The organism is Polaribacter batillariae (assembly GCF_017498485.1).
GTDB lineage: Bacteria > Bacteroidota > Bacteroidia > Flavobacteriales > Flavobacteriaceae > Polaribacter > Polaribacter batillariae.
Window position 1 is genome coordinate 771,565 of record NZ_CP071795.1, and the last position, 18,900, is coordinate 790,464.

17 protein-coding genes, 1 tRNA gene and 1 pseudogene are annotated in these 18,900 nt (G+C 29.0%); 8 read left to right on the top strand and 11 right to left on the bottom strand.

The genetic code is table 11. The features are described from left to right. Positions 1-190 precede the first annotated feature (190 nt). The 5 genes from JL193_RS03460 to JL193_RS17080 all read left to right on the top strand — a co-directional run bounded on the left by JL193_RS03460 (position 191) and on the right by JL193_RS17080 (position 3,928). Entirely contained in the window at positions 191-1,087 is an 897-nt protein-coding gene (locus tag JL193_RS03460) for a septum formation inhibitor Maf (protein ID WP_207972505.1), read from the top strand. A gap of 56 nt (positions 1,088-1,143) precedes the next feature. Continuing rightward, positions 1,144-1,755, top strand: coding sequence for a M28 family peptidase (locus tag JL193_RS17350; RefSeq protein WP_207972506.1), 612 nt, complete (start codon positions 1,144-1,146; stop codon positions 1,753-1,755). Continuing rightward, complete coding sequence (locus JL193_RS17355) at positions 1,752-2,102, top strand: M28 family peptidase (protein WP_207972507.1); 351 nt, start codon at positions 1,752-1,754, stop codon at positions 2,100-2,102. Before JL193_RS17350 ends, JL193_RS17355 begins: the two co-directional genes overlap by 4 nt. A gap of 117 nt (positions 2,103-2,219) precedes the next feature. Beyond that, positions 2,220-3,530 (top strand): magnetosome magnetite crystal formation protein family, encoded by a 1,311-nt coding sequence (locus tag JL193_RS17075; RefSeq protein ID WP_243456821.1) that lies wholly within the window; start codon positions 2,220-2,222, stop codon positions 3,528-3,530. Between the two features lie 26 nt (positions 3,531-3,556). Further along, complete coding sequence (locus tag JL193_RS17080; RefSeq protein ID WP_243456822.1) at positions 3,557-3,928, top strand: serine hydrolase domain-containing protein; 372 nt, start codon at positions 3,557-3,559, stop codon at positions 3,926-3,928. A gap of 6 nt (positions 3,929-3,934) precedes the next feature. Here JL193_RS17080 and JL193_RS03485 read toward each other — a convergent pair whose 3' ends face one another. Then, positions 3,935-4,828: an IS982 family transposase gene (locus tag JL193_RS03485; RefSeq protein ID WP_207970412.1), complete on the bottom strand. Its 894-nt coding sequence runs from the start codon at positions 4,826-4,828 to the stop codon at positions 3,935-3,937. A 440-nt stretch (positions 4,829-5,268) separates the two neighbouring features. On the opposite strand from JL193_RS03485, the gene JL193_RS03490 reads away from it, so the two are divergent. Next, positions 5,269-5,715, top strand: coding sequence for a KTSC domain-containing protein (locus tag JL193_RS03490; RefSeq protein WP_207972508.1), 447 nt, complete (start codon positions 5,269-5,271; stop codon positions 5,713-5,715). A 104-nt stretch (positions 5,716-5,819) separates the two neighbouring features. Here JL193_RS03490 and trxB read toward each other — a convergent pair whose 3' ends face one another. The 3 genes from trxB to JL193_RS03505 form a co-directional block, all read right to left on the bottom strand. Next, positions 5,820-6,767, bottom strand: coding sequence for a thioredoxin-disulfide reductase (gene trxB, locus JL193_RS03495; protein WP_207972509.1), 948 nt, complete (start codon positions 6,765-6,767; stop codon positions 5,820-5,822). Between the two features lie 123 nt (positions 6,768-6,890). After that, the gene (locus tag JL193_RS03500; RefSeq protein WP_207972510.1) at positions 6,891-7,328 is read right to left on the bottom strand and encodes a c-type cytochrome; all 438 of its coding nucleotides are present in this window, start codon (positions 7,326-7,328) and stop codon (positions 6,891-6,893) included. An 11-nt stretch (positions 7,329-7,339) separates the two neighbouring features. Continuing rightward, entirely contained in the window at positions 7,340-8,428 is a 1,089-nt protein-coding gene (locus JL193_RS03505; RefSeq protein WP_207973373.1) for a PQQ-dependent sugar dehydrogenase, read from the bottom strand. Between the two features lie 143 nt (positions 8,429-8,571). Between JL193_RS03505 and JL193_RS03510 the strand changes: the two genes are divergently transcribed. Together JL193_RS03510 and JL193_RS03515 are read left to right on the top strand one after the other, a co-directional pair. Continuing rightward, positions 8,572-8,646 (top strand) — tRNA-Pro (locus JL193_RS03510). A gap of 58 nt (positions 8,647-8,704) precedes the next feature. After that, positions 8,705-9,223: pseudogene (locus JL193_RS03515) on the top strand (ATPase); the annotation flags it as partial. A 317-nt stretch (positions 9,224-9,540) separates the two neighbouring features. Here the strand turns inward: JL193_RS03515 and JL193_RS03520 are convergent. The 7 genes from JL193_RS03520 to JL193_RS03550 form a co-directional block, all read right to left on the bottom strand. Then, entirely contained in the window at positions 9,541-11,958 is a 2,418-nt protein-coding gene (locus JL193_RS03520) for a TonB-dependent receptor (protein WP_207972511.1), read from the bottom strand. Positions 11,959-12,038: 80 nt separating this feature from the next. Then, the gene (locus tag JL193_RS03525) at positions 12,039-13,283 is read right to left on the bottom strand and encodes a sensor histidine kinase (RefSeq protein ID WP_207972512.1); all 1,245 of its coding nucleotides are present in this window, start codon (positions 13,281-13,283) and stop codon (positions 12,039-12,041) included. 3 nt (positions 13,284-13,286) lie between these two features. Further along, positions 13,287-13,961 (bottom strand): response regulator transcription factor, encoded by a 675-nt coding sequence (locus JL193_RS03530; RefSeq protein ID WP_207972513.1) that lies wholly within the window; start codon positions 13,959-13,961, stop codon positions 13,287-13,289. A gap of 147 nt (positions 13,962-14,108) precedes the next feature. Continuing rightward, the gene (locus JL193_RS03535; protein WP_207972514.1) at positions 14,109-15,062 is read right to left on the bottom strand and encodes an AAA family ATPase; all 954 of its coding nucleotides are present in this window, start codon (positions 15,060-15,062) and stop codon (positions 14,109-14,111) included. Then, on the bottom strand, positions 15,062-16,444 hold the full coding sequence (locus JL193_RS03540) for a peptidylprolyl isomerase (RefSeq protein ID WP_207972515.1): 1,383 nt from the start codon (positions 16,442-16,444) through the stop codon (positions 15,062-15,064). The genes JL193_RS03535 and JL193_RS03540 overlap by 1 nt, the downstream gene beginning before the upstream one ends. Next, the gene (locus tag JL193_RS03545) at positions 16,410-17,255 is read right to left on the bottom strand and encodes a hypothetical protein (protein WP_207972516.1); all 846 of its coding nucleotides are present in this window, start codon (positions 17,253-17,255) and stop codon (positions 16,410-16,412) included. Before JL193_RS03545 ends, JL193_RS03540 begins: the two co-directional genes overlap by 35 nt. Beyond that, a complete protein-coding gene (locus JL193_RS03550; RefSeq protein WP_207972517.1) occupies positions 17,255-18,892 on the bottom strand; it encodes a peptidylprolyl isomerase in 1,638 nt (545 codons plus the stop codon). The genes JL193_RS03545 and JL193_RS03550 overlap by 1 nt, the downstream gene beginning before the upstream one ends. Positions 18,893-18,900 lie beyond the last annotated feature (8 nt).

An 18,900-nucleotide genomic window follows, 5' to 3' on the forward strand; every position in this document is an offset into this window, starting at 1 on the left:
GAAACTAAAATTTCTTCTCACTCAGGCTTACAATTTTATAAATATTAAAAAATTTCTTAAAAATCAAAATTTTAAGAATTAGTTGTTTGTTTAGAAAAGATCATCTTAATTGATGGTCTTTTTTTTGATGGAGTAAATTAAATTTAAGATGCTTATTTTTTGTAAATTAGTAGTCTAAATTTTTAGTATAATGAAACTTTCTCTTAACATAACACTTCCAATTTTTGCAACTATACTTTTATTTGTTTTCTGTAATCATGTCGAACCTAAAACAACAAAATCTATTGAAGTTGCTCAAAAACATCCAAAATTTAACGAATATTGGTATCAAGGAAAGGCAGAAATAACTTCTTATAAATTAACACAAAGCAGGTATGGAGAATTGTACGAAGGAACTGCTGTAAATATTTTTGTTACGGAAGATTTTTTACCAGACAAACAGGTAAAAGCAGATAACAGAAATGATAAAAACATACCCATTTTAAAATTAAATAGTACTAAAAAATTTATTACAGGTATTTACCCTTACTCTTTAATGACCAGCACCTTCTCTCCTATCAACACAAACGAAAAAGCAATTAAAATTTCTTTTTCTGCACAAGAATGGTGTGGAAATACGTTTGTTCAGTTAAATAATAGAGAACAATTTAAAATTGATTTTCACTCTTATTTCGAAAGTAATGCTGATAGAAAGATATCTTTAGATAAAAATATTTTAGAAGATGAACTGTGGAACATCTTACGAATCAATCCGAAGAGTTTACCCATTGGAAAATTAACCATCATTCCTTCTTTTGAGTTTTTAGCGTTAAATCATCAAAAAATAAAAGCATACAAAGCAACAACCTCTTTAGTTGAAAAAGATAATTTTATAATTTATGCGATACATTATCCTAAATTGGAAAGAACTCTTGTTATCAAAGCCACAAAAGAATTCCCTTTTATTATCGAAAGTTGGGAAGAAACTTCAACTAGAAACGGAAAAACATTAACGACAAAAGCCCAAAAAATTAAGACTATAAAATCTGCTTATTGGAATAAAAATAGTGCTTCAGATACTAAAGAACGAAAAGAATTGGGCTTGTAAATTTAATTAAAACACGATTTTAGAAAAAACATTTAACTTCATTCAAAAAAATTATTATGAACACCAAATTCTTATTCCTCTCGTTTCTTGCAATTCTATTGTTTCGCTGTAATGCCCCAAAAGATATTCAAATAGACGAACAAATGCTTTTAGAAAGTATTAAAATTTTGTCTCACGATTCTTTAGAAGGAAGAGGTTTTTCTAAAGTTGGAAACTACAAAGCACAAAAATTTATAGCCAAAAAGTTCGAAGAAATTGGTTTAGAAAAAATGGTTAGAGATTCGTACATTCAAAAATTTCCTTATACTTTCTCCGGAAAAAGAAGGTTAAAAATGTTTCCTATTTCTAATCTTGAAAAAGAGGCAGAAAACATTCCTGACACCACGGTTATTGGAGGAAATGTAATTGGAAAAATTACTGGAAAAACAGACAAAACAATTGTAATCACGGGTCATTTAGATCATTTAGGTATTAAAAACGGACAAATTTACAATGGTGCAGATGACGATGCTTCTGGTACTGCTGCCTTATTCGCAATTGCTTCTTATTTCAAAAAACACAAACCAAATCACACCTTGGTTTTTGCTGCTGTAGATGCTGAAGAAATTGGTTCTTTAGGTGCAGATTTTTTCTTGAAAAACTACACTGATAAAAAAATATTATTTTGAATATTAATATGGATATGATTGCACATAACGATTCTCTGGAGTTATATGCTTCTGGTTTGCATCATTATCCGCAATTAAAAAAACCCCTTCAAAATATAAAATCTCCTATAACTTTATTATTTGGTCATGACAACCCTGATGATAAAACTAAAGACGATTGGACATATTCTTCTGATCACAGAATTTTTCACAAAGAAAAAATTCCGTTTATTTATTTTGGTGTAGAAGACCATAAAGATTATCACAAACCTACAGACACTTTCGAAAATATCAACCAAGATTTTTATGTAGATGCCGTAAAACTGATTATCAAAGCAATTGAAAATTATGATTCTTTTTTAGAATAAAAAATCTATTTTATATTTAGAAACCCCTTACAACTACTACAAAGTGTCATCTAGGTGACACCTATATGTCACAATAAAAACAATTGTATATAAATATCTTTGTGACAAATAAAAATTATGGAAACACAAACAATTGCAAAAAAATTAAAGTATCAAAGAAAGTTAAAAGGATATTCTCAAATAGAACTATCAGAAAAATCAAACGTCACAATTAGAACTATACAACGAATTGAAAAAGGAGATGTTACTCCTCATCTTCAAACCTTAAAATTATTAGCAGAGGCTTTAAATATAGGTGTAGAAGATATTTCTGTACTAAATAACCCAAAAGAAGAATCAATACAAAAAAAGTGGTTATTATTTATACATGGTTCTCCAATACTTGGTTTTATTTTTCCATTTACAGTTCTCTTTCCTTTATTTTTATGGATTCATAAAAGAGAAGATAATTCCATTTATAATATTCATGCCATTAAAGTTATAAATTTTCAATTAAGCATTGCTTTAATACACATACTATCCTTTATCCTATTACTAACAGTTCAAGGTTGGGGATTTTTATTTTTTATACTAATTATTCCAATTAATTTTCTTTTAATTATTTATAATATTTTTAAATCCATAACTACACAGAAGTGTTTTTACCCTTTATCAATTCCTTTTTTAAACATCAAAAAAAATAGTACAACAACAATTTTAAAATCATTTTTAATCTTATTAATTACAATTAGTTGTACTACAAATAAAAAAAACAAATTACAAAAACTTACTGAATATGAGGGACTATATGAATATAAAGAACAAACAACTTTAAATATAGTCGCTTCTGGTTTAGACACTACTTTATACGCTATATTAGACGATGCAAAATATCCTTTAAAACATATTAAGAAAGATAGTTTTTTAAATATAAGAAAGATACCTGTTGTTTTTAAAAGAGATAAAAATAAAAGTGTTATAGGTTACGAATCTGAAAGTGAGTATTTTAAACTTTTAAGTACCAAAATTAAAAAGCCAGAAATGTTTCCAAGAAAAGAGCTATTTAAAAAACCAGAAAAATATAAATACAATATCCCTTCAGATAATAATGACGGATTAAAAGTGGGAAATTTATTGGATGAGTTCTCTAACCCTGAACTTATTATAGAAATGGTAAAAGAAACCATAAAAGGAAATTTTCCTGAAGTTCACAGTATTTTAATATACAAAAATGATAAATTAGTACTTGAAGAATATTTTTATGGTTATGATAAAAACACCCAACATCAATTAAGGTCTGCAAGCAAACCTTTTATTGGAACATTACTCGGAATTGCAATTGATAAAGGTTTTATAAAAGATGAAAAACAAAAATTATTACCCTATTTTTTTGATACATACAAAAACATTAAAAACATAGATGCAAAAAAAAAAAGGAAATTACCCTAGAAAATATTCTAACCTATAAACATGGAATGGATTGCGAAAACAACAATTCAGAAAGTAAAGGAAATGAATTAAAAATGATGGAAAGCAAAGACTGGGTAAAACATACTTTAGATTTACCAATGGTTGCAAAACCAGGTGAATACTCTTCATATTGTTCAGGTTGTTCTTTAATTTTAGGAAAATTAATAGAAATTACAACAAACCAAAAAATAGAAAATTTTGCTAAAAAAAATTTATTTTATCCTATGGGAATAACAAACTATAGTTGGGTTTTTGAACCAAATCAAGCAAGTAAAACAACATTTAATCAAAAATACATTACCTCTAGAGATTTAATAAAATTAGCAAAAATGTACAAGGATGGTGGAAAATGGAATGACCAACAAATAGTAACCTGAGTTCGATTAATAAATTGTCAACTGATTAGACTTTACAGTCTGATATTTTATAGCAGGTTTTTTTGGTAAAAAGCTATATGCAATAAGACCTGCGATTATGTTTGACAAGAAATTAGTAAAACTTCTATGTCTAGAATGTTCAATTTGACAAATATTTTTGAGTTCGTCATTTACGGTTTCAATAACAGAGCGTTTACGCAGTAAAATTTTATCACTCATTGTCATTAAAGAATTCTTCATATTGTTTTTAATATGAGTAATTAAATGCAATCCATCAGCAAAAAGTAACTGCATTAAATCTTTTCCAACATAACCTTTGTCCGCATATAACTTACCATAAATTTTATCTAAAAAAGACTTCTTTTTTAATGGCGTTCTATCATCAACATTAGCTTGGGTTATGCAGAAGTTTAGGATTTCACCTTTATCATTTATAACGATATGCAATTTAAAGCCATGGAACCATCCTATAGTGGATTTTCCAGTGGTTGCAATGCCTTTAAATACTTTATTATTCTTAATTCGTTTGGGGCTGCAAACTCTAACAGGTGTAGAATCTACAAAAGAAATACCCGTAGAATTACCTAAACAACATGTCTTTAAAAATAAAGTCATTGGCATGAGGTTTTGCTGCATGAGTTCTGTAAATCTATTGTATGAAACTGTAGCTGGGAAATCATCTTGCATATGCTTTTGCAAGTAATACACGTAAAAGTGTTTAAAGGTCCTAAAACCACTAAGCTGAAACAAAATGGTAATGGTAATTACCTCGCTATTTGACATAACACTGGGACGTTTTGATGGATTGCCTAAAAGGTGTTTACTGACTATTTGGTCATATTCTTTACAAAATTCATCAACAAGACAGAAAATTTCAGTAATTTTAGAGTAGATTATCATAGATAGATTTTTAGATTAATAAATTGAAATTCAATACTTTAATTTACTGAAAATCTATCTTTTTTACTAGAAAAAAATGCCTAAATTTTAATCGAACTCAGGTTAGTATCTAAAAAGTGGATAGATAAAACTTTCAAAACACAAAAAGGTGATTATGGTTATTTATGGGAACATAAATATTTTCTAATAAATGGTAAAGAATATAATTCTTATTTAGCTTCTGGTAATGGAGGTCAAAAAATAAATATTTGGCCAGAATTAGATATGATTACTGTTTTTACAGGTGGGAACTACAACTCTTTTGAACTCTATAAAAAAACTACACCTCCAAATAAAATGATACCCGAATATATTTTAAAGGCACTTTAAAAAAACAATCATTCTAAAACATCTAATCTCTTTTTTATCAGTACTTTTGCACGCAATTTGAAAACATTACAATGAAGCGTATAAAACAATATAAAAAACTTTTTAAAGTTGAAGGACCAATTAATTTGAAAGAATTAAAAACTACTTATAGAGGTTTGGTTAAAGAATGGCATCCAGATAAATTTCTCGATGAAGATAAAAAAGCAGCAGCAGAAATTAAAAGTACAGAAATTATTGATGGTTATCATTTTTTAGTAAGTATTGCTCCAGAAACTAAAGAAGCAAATTTAGAGGCTTACAAAAAAACAATTACCGAATTTCAAGTAGCAGATTGGCATCATAAAAGTATGTTACTAGAAGTTACTTTTACTGACGGAAATACTTACGAATACTTTGGTGTGAGTAAAATTTTATTCGGAAAATTTGTAAATGCAAAATCTATGAATAATTTCGGAAAAAGAAATATTTTCAATTCTTTTACTTATAGAAAATCAATGAAAGCTTCAGTTACAGCTTAATTATTTTTGTAGAATATACAGATTGCTTCGTTTCTCAGAATGACGCAAACAAAAAAGAGATTGCTTTCGCAATCTCTTTTTTTGTAACAATTTATTGAGAAAACTTACTCTAAAGCACCTAAATAACGTTCTGCATCTAAGGCTGCCATACAACCTGTACCTGCTGCAGTTACTGCTTGCCTGTATTCTTTATCTTGAATATCTCCAGCTGCAAAAACTCCTGGTAAATTTGTTTTTGTTGTTTTTCCTTTTGTGATTAAATAACCTGTTTCATCCATATCTAAAACGCCTTTAAACAAATCTGAATTTGGTGTATGCCCAATCGCAATAAAAACTCCAGTTACAGGAATTTCAAATTTCTCTTTGGTTTGGTTATTTACGGCTCTTACGCCTTCTACAACTTTGTCTCCTAAAACCTCATCTACTTCTGTATGATACAAAACAGTAATATTTTCGGTTTTATCAACTCTATGTTGCATCGCTTTAGAAGCTTTCATATAATCTTTGCGAACTAACAAGGTTACTTTACTGCAAATATTGGCTAAATAAGTTGCTTCTTCAGCAGCAGTATCTCCACCTCCTACAACTACAACTTCTTGTCCTTTATAGAAAAAACCATCGCAAGTTGCACAAGCAGAAACTCCTCCACCAATTAAGCGTTGCTCGCTTTCTAAACCTAAATATTTTGCAGTTGCACCAGTAGAAATTATTACGGTTTCTGCCTCTATCTCTTTAGATTCATCAACAATAATTTTATGAATACCACCAACTTCTTTACTTAAATTTACCTTTGTAACCATTCCAAAACGTACTTCTGTTCCAAAACGTTCTGCCTGTTTTTTTAAGTCTTCCATCATGGCAGTTCCGTCTGTTCCTTCTGCATACCCTGGAAAATTATCTACTTCTGTAGTTGTGGTTAATTGACCCCCCATTTGCATTCCTGTGTACATTACTGGTTTCATATCTGCTCTTGCTGCATAAATTGCAGCTGTATAACCTGCAGGTCCCGAACCAATAATTAAGCATTTTATTTTCTCTATATTTTCTGACATAATTAGTATTGAAAAATTTGACTACAAATCTAATTTTTTAGATTTATTTATACCACTTTTCTTTATGAATAATTACAATTAGTTTATAACAAAAATTTATAGATTGTTTCTCTTGAAGTAATTTTATTTTTTTGAAATTTTTTCTACTTCTTTTTCAGTAATCATTTTATCGTTTTTATTTCCCCAAGCATTGGTAATGTAATTCATTACATCAGCAACCTCATCATTATCTAAACCTAGTTTTGCCATTCTTTTGTTGTATGTAATTCCATTTACAACAATCTTACCATTTAAACCATATTTTATGGCTCTTATACTAGCTTCTCTTTTTTGCATTAAATAATCTGATTTTGCCAAAGGCGGATAAATCTTAGCTTGTCCTTCTCCAGAAGGTAAATGACATACTTTACACATATCATTATAAATTTTTGCTCCTCTTTTTATGCTTTGTTTCAGTACTAATTCTTGTTCTTCTTTAGAAACATTTTTACAAGAACTGCCTCCTATTGTTAGAGATAACAGTAAGAAACCAACAAAAATTATTGTTGCTTTTTTTTTCATTTTTATAGTAATTATGGATTAATTCTTACAATTCCTACCCCTTCAATTCCTGCATATAAATACCCATTATTATCTTGTTCTATAGAGCGTACTCTGCCTAAACCTTCTAAAATCTTCTCTTCTTTTATTACTTTTCCATTTTTTAAGGTACAATTAGAAATGTATTGAAATTTTAGTGACCCCACTAATAAATTTCCTCTCCATTTCATATATTTATTAGAATTTACAAAAGCCATTCCACTAGGTGCAATCGAGGGTGTCCAATAATGTAAAGGTTGTTCCATACCTTCTTTTTTAGTAATCTCTGTAAATTTTGTTCCAGAATAATTTACTCCATAACTAATTACTGGCCAACCATAATTTTTTCCTTTTTTTATTATATTAATTTCATCTCCTCCTTTGGGACCATGTTCGTGTGACCAAATTTCATTTGTAAATGGGTTTATTTCCATTCCTTGTGGATTTCTATGCCCGTAACTAAAAATTGCTTTTTTTGCATTCTCTTCATTTATAAACGGGTTGTCTTTAGGAATGGTTCCATCGTCATTTAGTCTGTAAATTTTGCCTCCATCTCTAGTAATATCTTGCGGATTGTTATCTCTATTACCTCTGTCTCCCACACTAAAATATACACGATTTTGTGAGTCAAAAACAATTCGAGAACCAAAATGTTGCCCTTTTCTAGTATTTGGCGAAGCTTTGTATAATACTTTTTTATTGATGAGTTTGTTGTTACTCAATTCTGCACTCATTAAAGCTGTATTTGCTCCTTTACCTTCTCCTTCAGACGAAGCATAGGTAAAATAAATTCGATTATTTTCTTTAAAATTTGGGTGCAATTCAATATCCATTAAACCACCCTGTCCTCTTAAAGTAACTTCTGGCAATCCTTTAATTTCGGTCTTTTTTCCATTTTTAAAATGAATTAATCGTCCTTCTTTTTCTGTAATTAATATAGAATTGTCTGGTAAAAAGGTAAAGCCCCATGGAATATCGAGATTGGCAACAATAATTTCGTAGTTTTTGTCTTTTTCTTCTTGCGAATAACAAGAGTAAAAAAAGGTTAAGAAACTGATTACCAACAAATAAGAAAGCTTCATTTTTAACATGGATTAAATTTTAAAAAAACCATTACAATATATAAATATTATTCTATATTTGCATTCCTTAAAATAAGGAATCGTTTTCGAATTGTAGTTTTTTGGTATTGCCGAGATAAACGACACTGAAAATGGTTATTTTTCGGGGTGTAGCGTAGCCCGGTTATCGCGCCGCGTTTGGGACGCGGAGGTCGCAGGTTCGAATCCTGCCACCCCGACTGAAAAGAATACCAATAGAAACTAAAACCTTGTAAATCGTATGATTTACAAGGTTTTGTGGTTTTTGACTATCATAAGAATTGTATTAATATAGCATACGATTTTAAGAAGATATTAATTTACCTAGATGCAAAAGGGAAATTCCTGTTTGGCAAAAACTTCAAGATTTACGAAGAAGATGAGATGGTCCTTTACAAGTTATATATCTATTTTATTCGTGATTTTGAAACATGTAAAAAATTAAATATAGACCCAAATAAAGGTATTTTGCTATCTGGTCTAGTGGGGTGTGGTAAAACAAGTTTAATGAAATTACTTCGACACATAGTACCTCATTACAAACCTTATGAAGTAATTCCTGCAAGAAATATTACATTTTCATTTAATAATATTGGTTTTAAAACCATTGAAGAATATGGTAACAGCAATTTCTATTGTTTTGACGATTTAGGAGTAGAAACTACCGGAAGACATTTTGGGAAGGACTGCAATGTAATGGGTGAAATCCTCTTATCGCGTTACGATTTATTTCTAAAACGCAACATTAAAACCCACGCAACTACAAATTTAAACGCATAAGGGCATGACAAAAACTGATAAATTTCTATATTAGTTTGATTTTTAGAGTTTAAGAATGTTCTAGCTAAGAAATCAAGTCCATGTTTTGAATATAGATTTAGCTTTCCTATCGTGTTTTTTTAATTAGAATCGGTTTTTTCTATATCAAATCCACTCGATTTCATTGCTTTAAAACACACTTCAATTTACCATCTTTTACGTAGTTTGTTGTGCTTTTTCAGGCTTATTAAAAGTAATAAGAATTAGAAAATCAAGTTTTCGTGTTCTGGTAAAAGATTCATTCTATTAAAATCTAAAGATTGTTTAAAATGGTTTTAGAACTTATATTTCATTGCTACTCGTATGATTTGAGTTTCGTAATAATTTTCGTATAAAGCCGTAAAGCCCTCTCCCTTAATGCGTTGTCTTAATCCGAAATTGTTTAACAAATCACTTGCAGATAATGTAATTTCTCCTTTTTTATTCCAAATAGATTTCTTTAAACCTAAATCTAAAGAAGAACGTGCCAACTCTTCTCCTTGTGGAATATTTCTTTTGGAATAATACAAACCTGTTATTTGCGCTTCAATTTCTAAAGGAAGCATAAAAGAGTTCGTAATTTTAAAATCTCCGGCTGTGTTAGATGTTTTTTCTATAGTAAAAGGTCTTATAAAAGGAAACAGTAAAGTACCTTGAAAAGCATTTATTTTATTTTGATATACATTTGTACTGGCGATTAATTTCCAGTTTTCTAAAATGTCTTGACTGAACAACAATTCTATTCCTGTATTTGTGCTTTTGCCTGTGTTTTGATAAATTTTGTTTACAATATCGTAATTAGGGTTGCTATTATCAATAGCAAAAACACGTTGATATGCTCCCGATATTTGCCTATGATATACCGCCGAAAACAAAGAACCAGAGCTCCAATTATAACGATGTGCCATTTCTACACTGTTTGTAAATTGTGGGCGCAAATAAGGGTTACCAACCTTTAATAATTCTGGGTCATCGTATTTTGGAAAAATTCGTAATTCAGGTTCTCCTGGCCTGTCTATTCTTCGATTGTAAAATAATGAAAGTTTATTTTCATCATTTATTTTATAAGTAAATCTTACACTTGGAAATAATTCAAAATAATCATATGCATCATTGGTTGCATAATAAATATTCACAGGGTCTAATTCATAAGAAACATCTGTTTGTTCTGCTCTTAAACCAGCTTCAATATCAAAAAATTCTTTTTCTAATAAATAATTTCCATAAAAAGCATATAGGTTTTCTTTCCAAATTGAAAAATCTCCTAAATCTGGATAAATAATAGATTCATTTCCACGATTAATTGTATAATCTACTGGTAAGTTTCTAAATCTTGCTTTTGCACCCAATTCTAAACGACCACTACTTAGTGCTTTTGTATAATCTGCAGATAAACTTGTGGTATGTTCTATGGCTCTAATATTGGTCATATCTCTACCAATTCTTATTTCAGAATTATCATTTAAAAAATAATCTTCGTCTTCTAAACCTCTTGTGTATTGTGCATTTGCAGAGATTGAATGCCCTGCTTGTTCGAAATTATGTGTATAGTTTACAGATGCATTTATATAACTTGTAACTTCTTTTTCTTTCCAAGTATATAAACGATTACGCACATTATTATTTAGGTTGATAAAGGCTACTTGAGAGGTATCTATATGTTTTTCTCTATCGTACATTGCAGAAATTGTAATGGCATCGTTTTTACTCAATTCCCAATCGATTCCACCAGTAATTATAGAACGAAATTGTTTTCTGTTTTCTGGAACTTGCGAAATAATATTTCTACCATCATCGTAATTTCTTGTTGTAAATTCGTTATTTGGTAATGCCTCTTGAATAATAAATTCTGATTGTAAAAAATAATTTAAATTTTTAGTTTTATAGTTTAAGTTTAAACTCGGAATTAATTTTGGATTTACAGCATAACTCCCCAAATCTGTTTTAGTGTCTTCTTTTCTTTTAGATAATGCTCCTAAACCAAAAGACAAACCAACATCACCATTTAAACCGGTTTGTTTTTCTTTTTTGTAAATAATATTTACAATTCCTGCAAAACCATTTGCATCATATTTTGCTGATGGATTGTTAAAAATTTCTATTCTCTTAATATTTGAAGCAGGAATATTACTCAACCCTTTTTGATTTCCAAAACCAGTTAAACTCGATTGTTTTCCATCGATTAAAACTACAACTTTATCACTACCCCGTAAAATTACTTTTCCATCTTGGTCAAAAGCAATACCAGGCATTGTTTTCATCGCATCTAAAACAGAACCACCAGATTGTGCAATATTATCTGCCAAACTAAAAGACTTTTTATCTAAAGCCGCATTAATAGTAGCTTTTTTTGCTTCAATTGTAATTTTATCTAAAGATTCTGTAACCGCTTTTAATGCTATTTTACCCAAATCGAAAATAGGGTTTAATCCGCCAGAATTAATGCTTCTTTTTACCGTTTTAAAACCCAAATAAGAAATATGAACGACATACTTTCCTGTAGCAAGATTTTTAATTTTAAATCGTCCATTATCATCTGAAATTGTTCCTGTAACTATTTTATTGGTTTCGTTATCATTCACAGAAATGGTTACAAATGGTAAGACTTTTTTGGTATCACTCTCTATTATTTGACCCGTAATTGTAATGGTTTTTTGAGCATTTACAAACATTGTAAATGCCAGCAAAATTGTTGTAAAGGTGTATTTAAACATTAGATTTTTCTTTTATCTCACAAAAGTAGTGTCGAAATCTAAAGTTATTTTAAAGATAGCTTTTAAAAACTAAAATTTAATTAAAATTCTATCGAAAAGATATGATGATTCGCTTTAAATTGATAAGAGATTTTAAATTGATATAAATCACATATTTTTTTAACAATTGCCAAACCCAAACCAGTCGCATAATTTTTGTTAGATTCTCTATAAAAACGATTAAATAACTTTTCTGGATCTACTAATGCTTTATCGCCGATATTAGAAATTGTTAATGAATTTTTAGTGGTGTTAATTAATATTTTATCTTTTTTACGACTGTATTTAATAGCATTAGAAAATAAATTATTAATTAAGATGTCTGCTAAATAAGAATCCATAGACACCATTAGCACTTCAGTAGAATTACAACTAATGTTGTTGATATTCAAGCCCTTATAACTATCTATTTTGTCGTTAATTAAATGGGTAAGATGTATTGAGCTTACGTTTATGTACTGATTATTATCGATCTTTGTAAGAATGGTAATTCGTTTGTTTAGCTGTTTTAAGCGCTGTATATCTTTTTGTATTGAAGTAATTTGCTTAAATTGTTTGTCGTTTATTTCGTGGGCATTAATAATGTTATCTATTTTTGCCTGAATAATCGCTAAAGGTGTTTGCATTTCGTGAGAAACATCTTCTGTAAATTGTTTTAAGTTTTCGTAATCTGTTTGTACTTTTTGGGTTAAAGTTTCAATTTGCATCTTTAATTCTGAAAATTCTAAAACATCACTTTCGATAAGTTGAATTGGTTTTTTTGATGTTAAAGAAAATTGTTTCATTTGTTCTAGGTTTTTAAAAAAGGGTTTCCACAATTTAAGGTTTCTAGAGGTATTTAAATAATACAAAAAGATAAATGAGATTAAAAAAATAGCGAAATTAGAAATTACAATTCCCAATAAAATATTTTCTGATTCTACAACTAAATTACGAACTGTAATTTGGTAATTTTCTCCATTAATATTTTTAAAAGTAGTAAGTTCTCTAAACAATTCCATTTCGTCTTGAGATGCGTCGTAAATAACAGTGTCTTTTAAAATCTTACGCTTTAACTTATTAACCTTTTTAATTTCTGTAACTGGCGGAAGTGAAAACTGTATTTTGTTATTTTCGATAGCAAAAACAACTCTTGCTTCTGTAGAATATAAACTTTCTTCAATTTCATTTTGCAGTAAGTTTCTTGTATAGAAATACAGTATAATAGAACTTAAAACAATTAATATAAACCCAGTAATAAGAAAACTTTTTGATGTTTTTTTTATAAGTTTTGTTTTCTTTGACACTTTTTAATCTTCTATAAATTTATAACCACTTCCATAAGCTGTTTTTATATATTTTGCTCCTTCTGCAGTTAGTTTTTTTCTTAAATTATTAATGTGAACATAAATAAAACAAAAATTATCTAGTAAATCGCTATCATCTCCCCAAAGATATTCTGCAATAATTTCTTTTGATAAAACTCGCCCTTTGTTAGATATAAAAAACACCAATAAATCGTATTCTTTTCGAGTTAATGCAATGGCTTTATGGTTAATATATGCTGTTCTAGATTTTGTATCGATTTTAATTTCATTAAAAACCATAATTTCATCTCCACCATATTTTCCTCTTCTTAAAACGGCTTTAATTCTTGAGTTTAATTCAGCTAAATGAAATGGTTTTGTAATATAATCGTCTGCACCTAAATCTAGCCCCTGTAATTTATCTGTTAATGAATTATTGGCTGAAATAATAATTACACCGGCTCTTTTTTTCTCTTTTTTTATGATTTTTAAAACATCTAAACCGCTCCCAGAAATTAGGTTAATATCTAAAATAATAGCGTCATAATCATAAATACTAACTTTTTCTGAAGCTTCTTCGAAATTCGATGCAACTTCACAGATATTACCATCTCGTTGTAAATACGTTACAATAGATTGTTGTAAGTCTATTTCGTCTTCTGCTATTAAATATTTCATTTTTAATAAATTTAAAGCAATAAAACTACCTTTTAATTCTAAATTTAATTTAAAGATAATTGTATTGTTTTAGGTATTAGGATTATGAGAAATATTTTTGTAAGTTTTTATTATTGTTTAGAGAATAGCTAACTATAACAATATTTTTTACAACAAAGAGTTTATAATTTCTTTAATGCTTATCCCTTCTGCTTCTGCTTTATAGTTTTTTACTATTCTATGAGATAAAATAGGAACTGCAACCGCTTTTACATCTTCGATATCTGGTGAAAATTTACCATGAACTGCTGCATGTGCTTTTGCGGCCAAAATTAAATTTTGTGAAGCTCTTGGCCCTGCACCCCAATCTAAATAAGATTTTACCAATTCTGTCGCTTCTGCAGATTTTGGTCTTGTTTTGCCTACCAAACGAACGGCATATTCTATGACGTTTTCTGCAACTGGTATTTTTCGAATTAAATGCTGAATTTCTACAATTTCTGCACCAGAAAAAATAGATTTTATTTTTTGTTGCAAACTTGATGTTGTATTTTTTACAACTTGTACTTCTTCTTGAAAAGTTGGGTATTCTAAATTAATAGAAAACATAAACCTATCTAATTGTGCTTCTGGTAAAGGATAGGTTCCTTCTTGCTCAATGGGGTTTTGAGTTGCCAACACAAAAAATGGCAATTCTAATTTATAATGGTTTCCAGAAACTGTTACAGAGCGTTCTTGCATGGCTTCTAATAAGGCTGCCTGCGTTTTTGGTGGTGTTCTATTAATTTCGTCTGCTAAAATAATGTTCGAGAAAATGGGTCCTTTTATAAATTTAAAATGTCGGTTTTCGTCTAAAATTTCGCTTCCTAATATGTCTGAAGGCATTAAATCTGGAGTAAACTGAATTCTTTTAAAATTTAAACCCAGTGCGTCTGAAACGGTATTTACCAATAACGTTTTTGCCAATCCAGGAACTCCTATTAATAAAGAATGCCCTCCACAAAAAATAGATAGTAAAGTAAAATTTACAGCTTCTTGTTGCCCAATAATTACTTTTCCTATTTCAGATTGTAGTTGTTCGTATTTACCAACTAGGTTTTTAACTGCTTCTACGTCTGACATTATTTATTTTTTATTTCTTTTTTCCAATTCTTTTTAAACTTACAGATTGCATGGTCTTCTGAAATTTTAATATAAGTATCTTTTATTTTTTCTTTAGACCATTCTTCTATAGTTTCTTCTTTCTTTTTGTTTAAAGCTAAATCTTGAATTTTTACGTAATCTTCTACAATATCTGCTGTATGTGTGTCTGTTCTTTCTTTCATTAAGATAAACTTATACATTTTTCCTTCTCTCGTTTCATCATAAAAAACATCAGACATTTCTCCTTTTTTTAAATCGTTAACTCTTGCATAAAACGCAGGATCCATTCTTGTTAAATCGAATTTAGATTCTCCAGTGAATGGGTTTAAAATAAGCCCTCCATTGTTTTTAGATGCTTTGTCTTCGGAATATTTTTTAACAGCTTCTTCGAAAGTAATTGTACCATCTTTAATGTCTTGTTTAATTTTCTCTAACTTATCTTGAGTTTCTTTTAATTTACTATCTGGTACTTTTGGTTGCAATAAAATATGAGAAACAATTCTTGTGTTTCCTTTTATTTTGTGCAATTGAATAATATGGTACCCAAAAGCTGTCTTAAAGGGTTCCGAAATTTCGCCTTCTTCTAAAGAAAATGAGACTTCTTTAAATTCTTTAATAAAATTAGACTCTTTGGTTACCTCCATTCTACCTCCATTTTGGGTTACACTAGGGTCGTTAGAGTTAATAACTGCCTTCATTCTAAAACTTGCACCGTCTAAAATTTCTTTTTTAAGTTGTTTTAATTCGGCAATAATTCTATCTATCTCTTCTTGTGAAGGTTCTGCTTTTAATACAATTTGTGCCAGCTCTACCTCTGCAGCAAATTCTGGCAATTCTCCTGCGTCTTTTAAACCATTGTAATACAAGCGAACTTCTTCTGGTGTTACATCTACTTTTTCTGTTATTTTTTGTTGTTCTTTTTCAATTAAAAGATTTTCTTTTTGAACCTTGTATAATTCTCCTTTTAAATCGTCTAAATCATTAAAACCATAGGCTTTAATAACCTTATCTAAGCTACCATATTGTTGTGTAAAATATTGTACACTTCTATCTACACTGCCATTAATTTCTGTTTCAGAAACGGTAACACTATCGATTACTGCATGGTGAGATAATAGTTTTTGTTGCATTAATTCTTCTAACATTTCGCAGTCTGTAAATGTAACTTTTCCTTCGCTTCTAAGTTTTACTTCTTGTTTAAACTTTTCTATATCAGAGTCTAAAACAATATTTTTACCCACAACCACTGCTACACCGTCTATTTTTTCTTTTTGTGCATGTACTGTTTGTGAACCTATTAAAAGAAAGGCAATTATTGGTAGAAATTTAATATATTTTAAAATTGTTGTTTTGTGTAGCATCTTTTACTATTATTTTTTCGATATCTCTTATTAATTCGATTTTACGTTTGTGTAAAATCATTTGTTTTATTTTAGATTCTATATAACTTAAGGGTGCTATTTCGTTTCTTGGTAAAACATCTTTTATAGCCACCAAATATAAACTTAATGAATCTTGTTTTTGAGTGAATTTTGTTTTTTTTAACAGATTTTCTTTAGAAAAAGGTAGTTTTAACAAAATCTTATCTACTTCTGTCCAAACCGAGTCGTTTAAATTGTAAAGTTTAAAGCTTAATTGCTTTCTCTCTAATTCTTCTAGGTCTTCAATTTTATTTGACTGAAAGAGTGTTATAATTTCTTTTTTATCTTTTAAATCGTTGTCGAAAGATAAATACTTTGCTTTTACCAACTCTTCATTTAACTTAAAATTCTCTTTGTTTAAATTATAATAATTCGCGACTTCTTCTTCTGAAATAACGGTATCTAATTTTTGATTGATAATTTCTGACTTGTATTTATTAATCAATAAACTTTCTCTATAATCGTTTACTAAAACCTCTATTTCTTTTAAGCTTTCTAAAGAGCTATTATTTTCTGCTTTTTTTAAAAGAAGTTTTTTAATTGCCCAATCTTGTATGTAGCTTTTTACGAGTACTAAGCTATCTTCTTTAGAGATGTTTACTGGTAAAATGCTTTTTAAGTCTTCTCTAAAAAGCTTGTCTGTATTTACGATAGCAACAATTTCCGAAGAAGAGGCTTCTTTTTCTTTTACGCTAAAATAATCGCACGAAGCGAATGTAAGTACACAAAAACCGATCAGTAAAAATCTCATTATTTTTCTTCGTAAAATTTAATTAGTTTTCTTAATTGTTTTTTATTAATTTTTATTTCACTCTTTTTTCTTAAGTCTGCAATCCAATTTTTCTCTAAAAAGTTTTGGTAATCGTTCATTACCTCTCCTTTGTTATTTTTTAACTCTTTAGATGGATATTTATTTTTATTGGCTTCGAAATAATTTTTTAAACCCAAGGTGTCTTTGGAAGAAGCGTTCCATATTTTTTGTTGCATCAATTCAAAAAGTAACAAACCATCTTCGTACTCTTTTAACGTGTATGCATATTCTGGTTCGGTATGTACCAAATTCTCTTTGTAATACGACAAAATTTCTTCATTTTTAAACATATCGAACAATAAATACACTGGTTTGTGCCTTCTATTGCGAATGTAGTTTATAAAAGATTCTTGCGTAATTTCTTTATCGTTTATTGTTAAAATAACATTTTGTAAAGAGTCTTTTGGAATGGCTCTAATGTTTTTTCTATTTAATATTTTTTTTGCTTCTTCGTTTTCTGTAATCGTATATTTTGCTTTTAATTTATTAATTACAGCAATTTCCGACAATTGCATTCTAGAACTTCTTTTAATTTTATTGCCGAGTTCTTTTTTTAATTCATTAAAAGGTTTTATCGGAAATTTTTCAACTAATTGTATAATATGCCATCCAAAACGCGTTTTAACAGGCGCTGCATAATCTCCTACATTTTTTAGTGAAAAAGCAGCCTCTTCAATAGGTTTTAGCATTCTACCTTTTCGAAATTTTCTTAATTTACCTCCGTTCTTTTTTGAATTTTCATCTTCTGAATATTGTGTTACCAACGCTTCGAAATTTCCATTATTTTTAAGTTTTGCATACACATCATCTATTTTCTTTTTACCAACAGCAGTGGTATCTGCTATTAAAAGATGTGCAACTTGCACCTCTCCTAAAGAGGGTCTTTTATCATCTACTTTTAAAATATGATACCCAAATTGGGTTCTAAACGGTTCTGAAACTTCGCCAACTTTGGTTTTATAAGCCTTATCTTCGAATTCTAAAACCATATCAAAAGCAGAGAAATAGCCTAAATTTCCTTTATTTCCTTTTCGACCTGATTTAAGATCGTCTTTCGCAGAATTATCTTCGGATGCTACAACAGCAACTTCCTCGAAATCTTCGCCATTAACAATTCTGTTTCTAATTTTAGTTATTTTTTTATACGCTACTAAAGTATCTTTTGGAGTGGCATCTCTAGGAATTCTAACCAATATATGCTTTGCTTTTACTTCGTTTTTTGTTCTTTTATACACTTCTTTTACCAAATCTTCTATAAAAGTAGTGTCTTGTAAGTAAGGTGCAGAAAGTTGGTTTTTATAGGTTTCTATTTCTCTTTTGTAAGAGGGTAAGGTATCTAATTGTAATTGGTAAGCTTCTTTTACTTTTAATTTATAGTTGATAAAAAGTTCTAAATTTTTAGCAACGTCTTTAGATTCTTCGTTATCTATGACATCTAAATTTTTTTCGTAAACACGCTTAAAGTCTTCTACTGTTATTTTTTCTCCATCGATGGTTAGTAAGGTTTTCGACTTTTTTTGACCTAAAATTGGAACCGTTAAAAACAAAAAAATAATTAATAAAACACTGTTTTTCATAATAATAA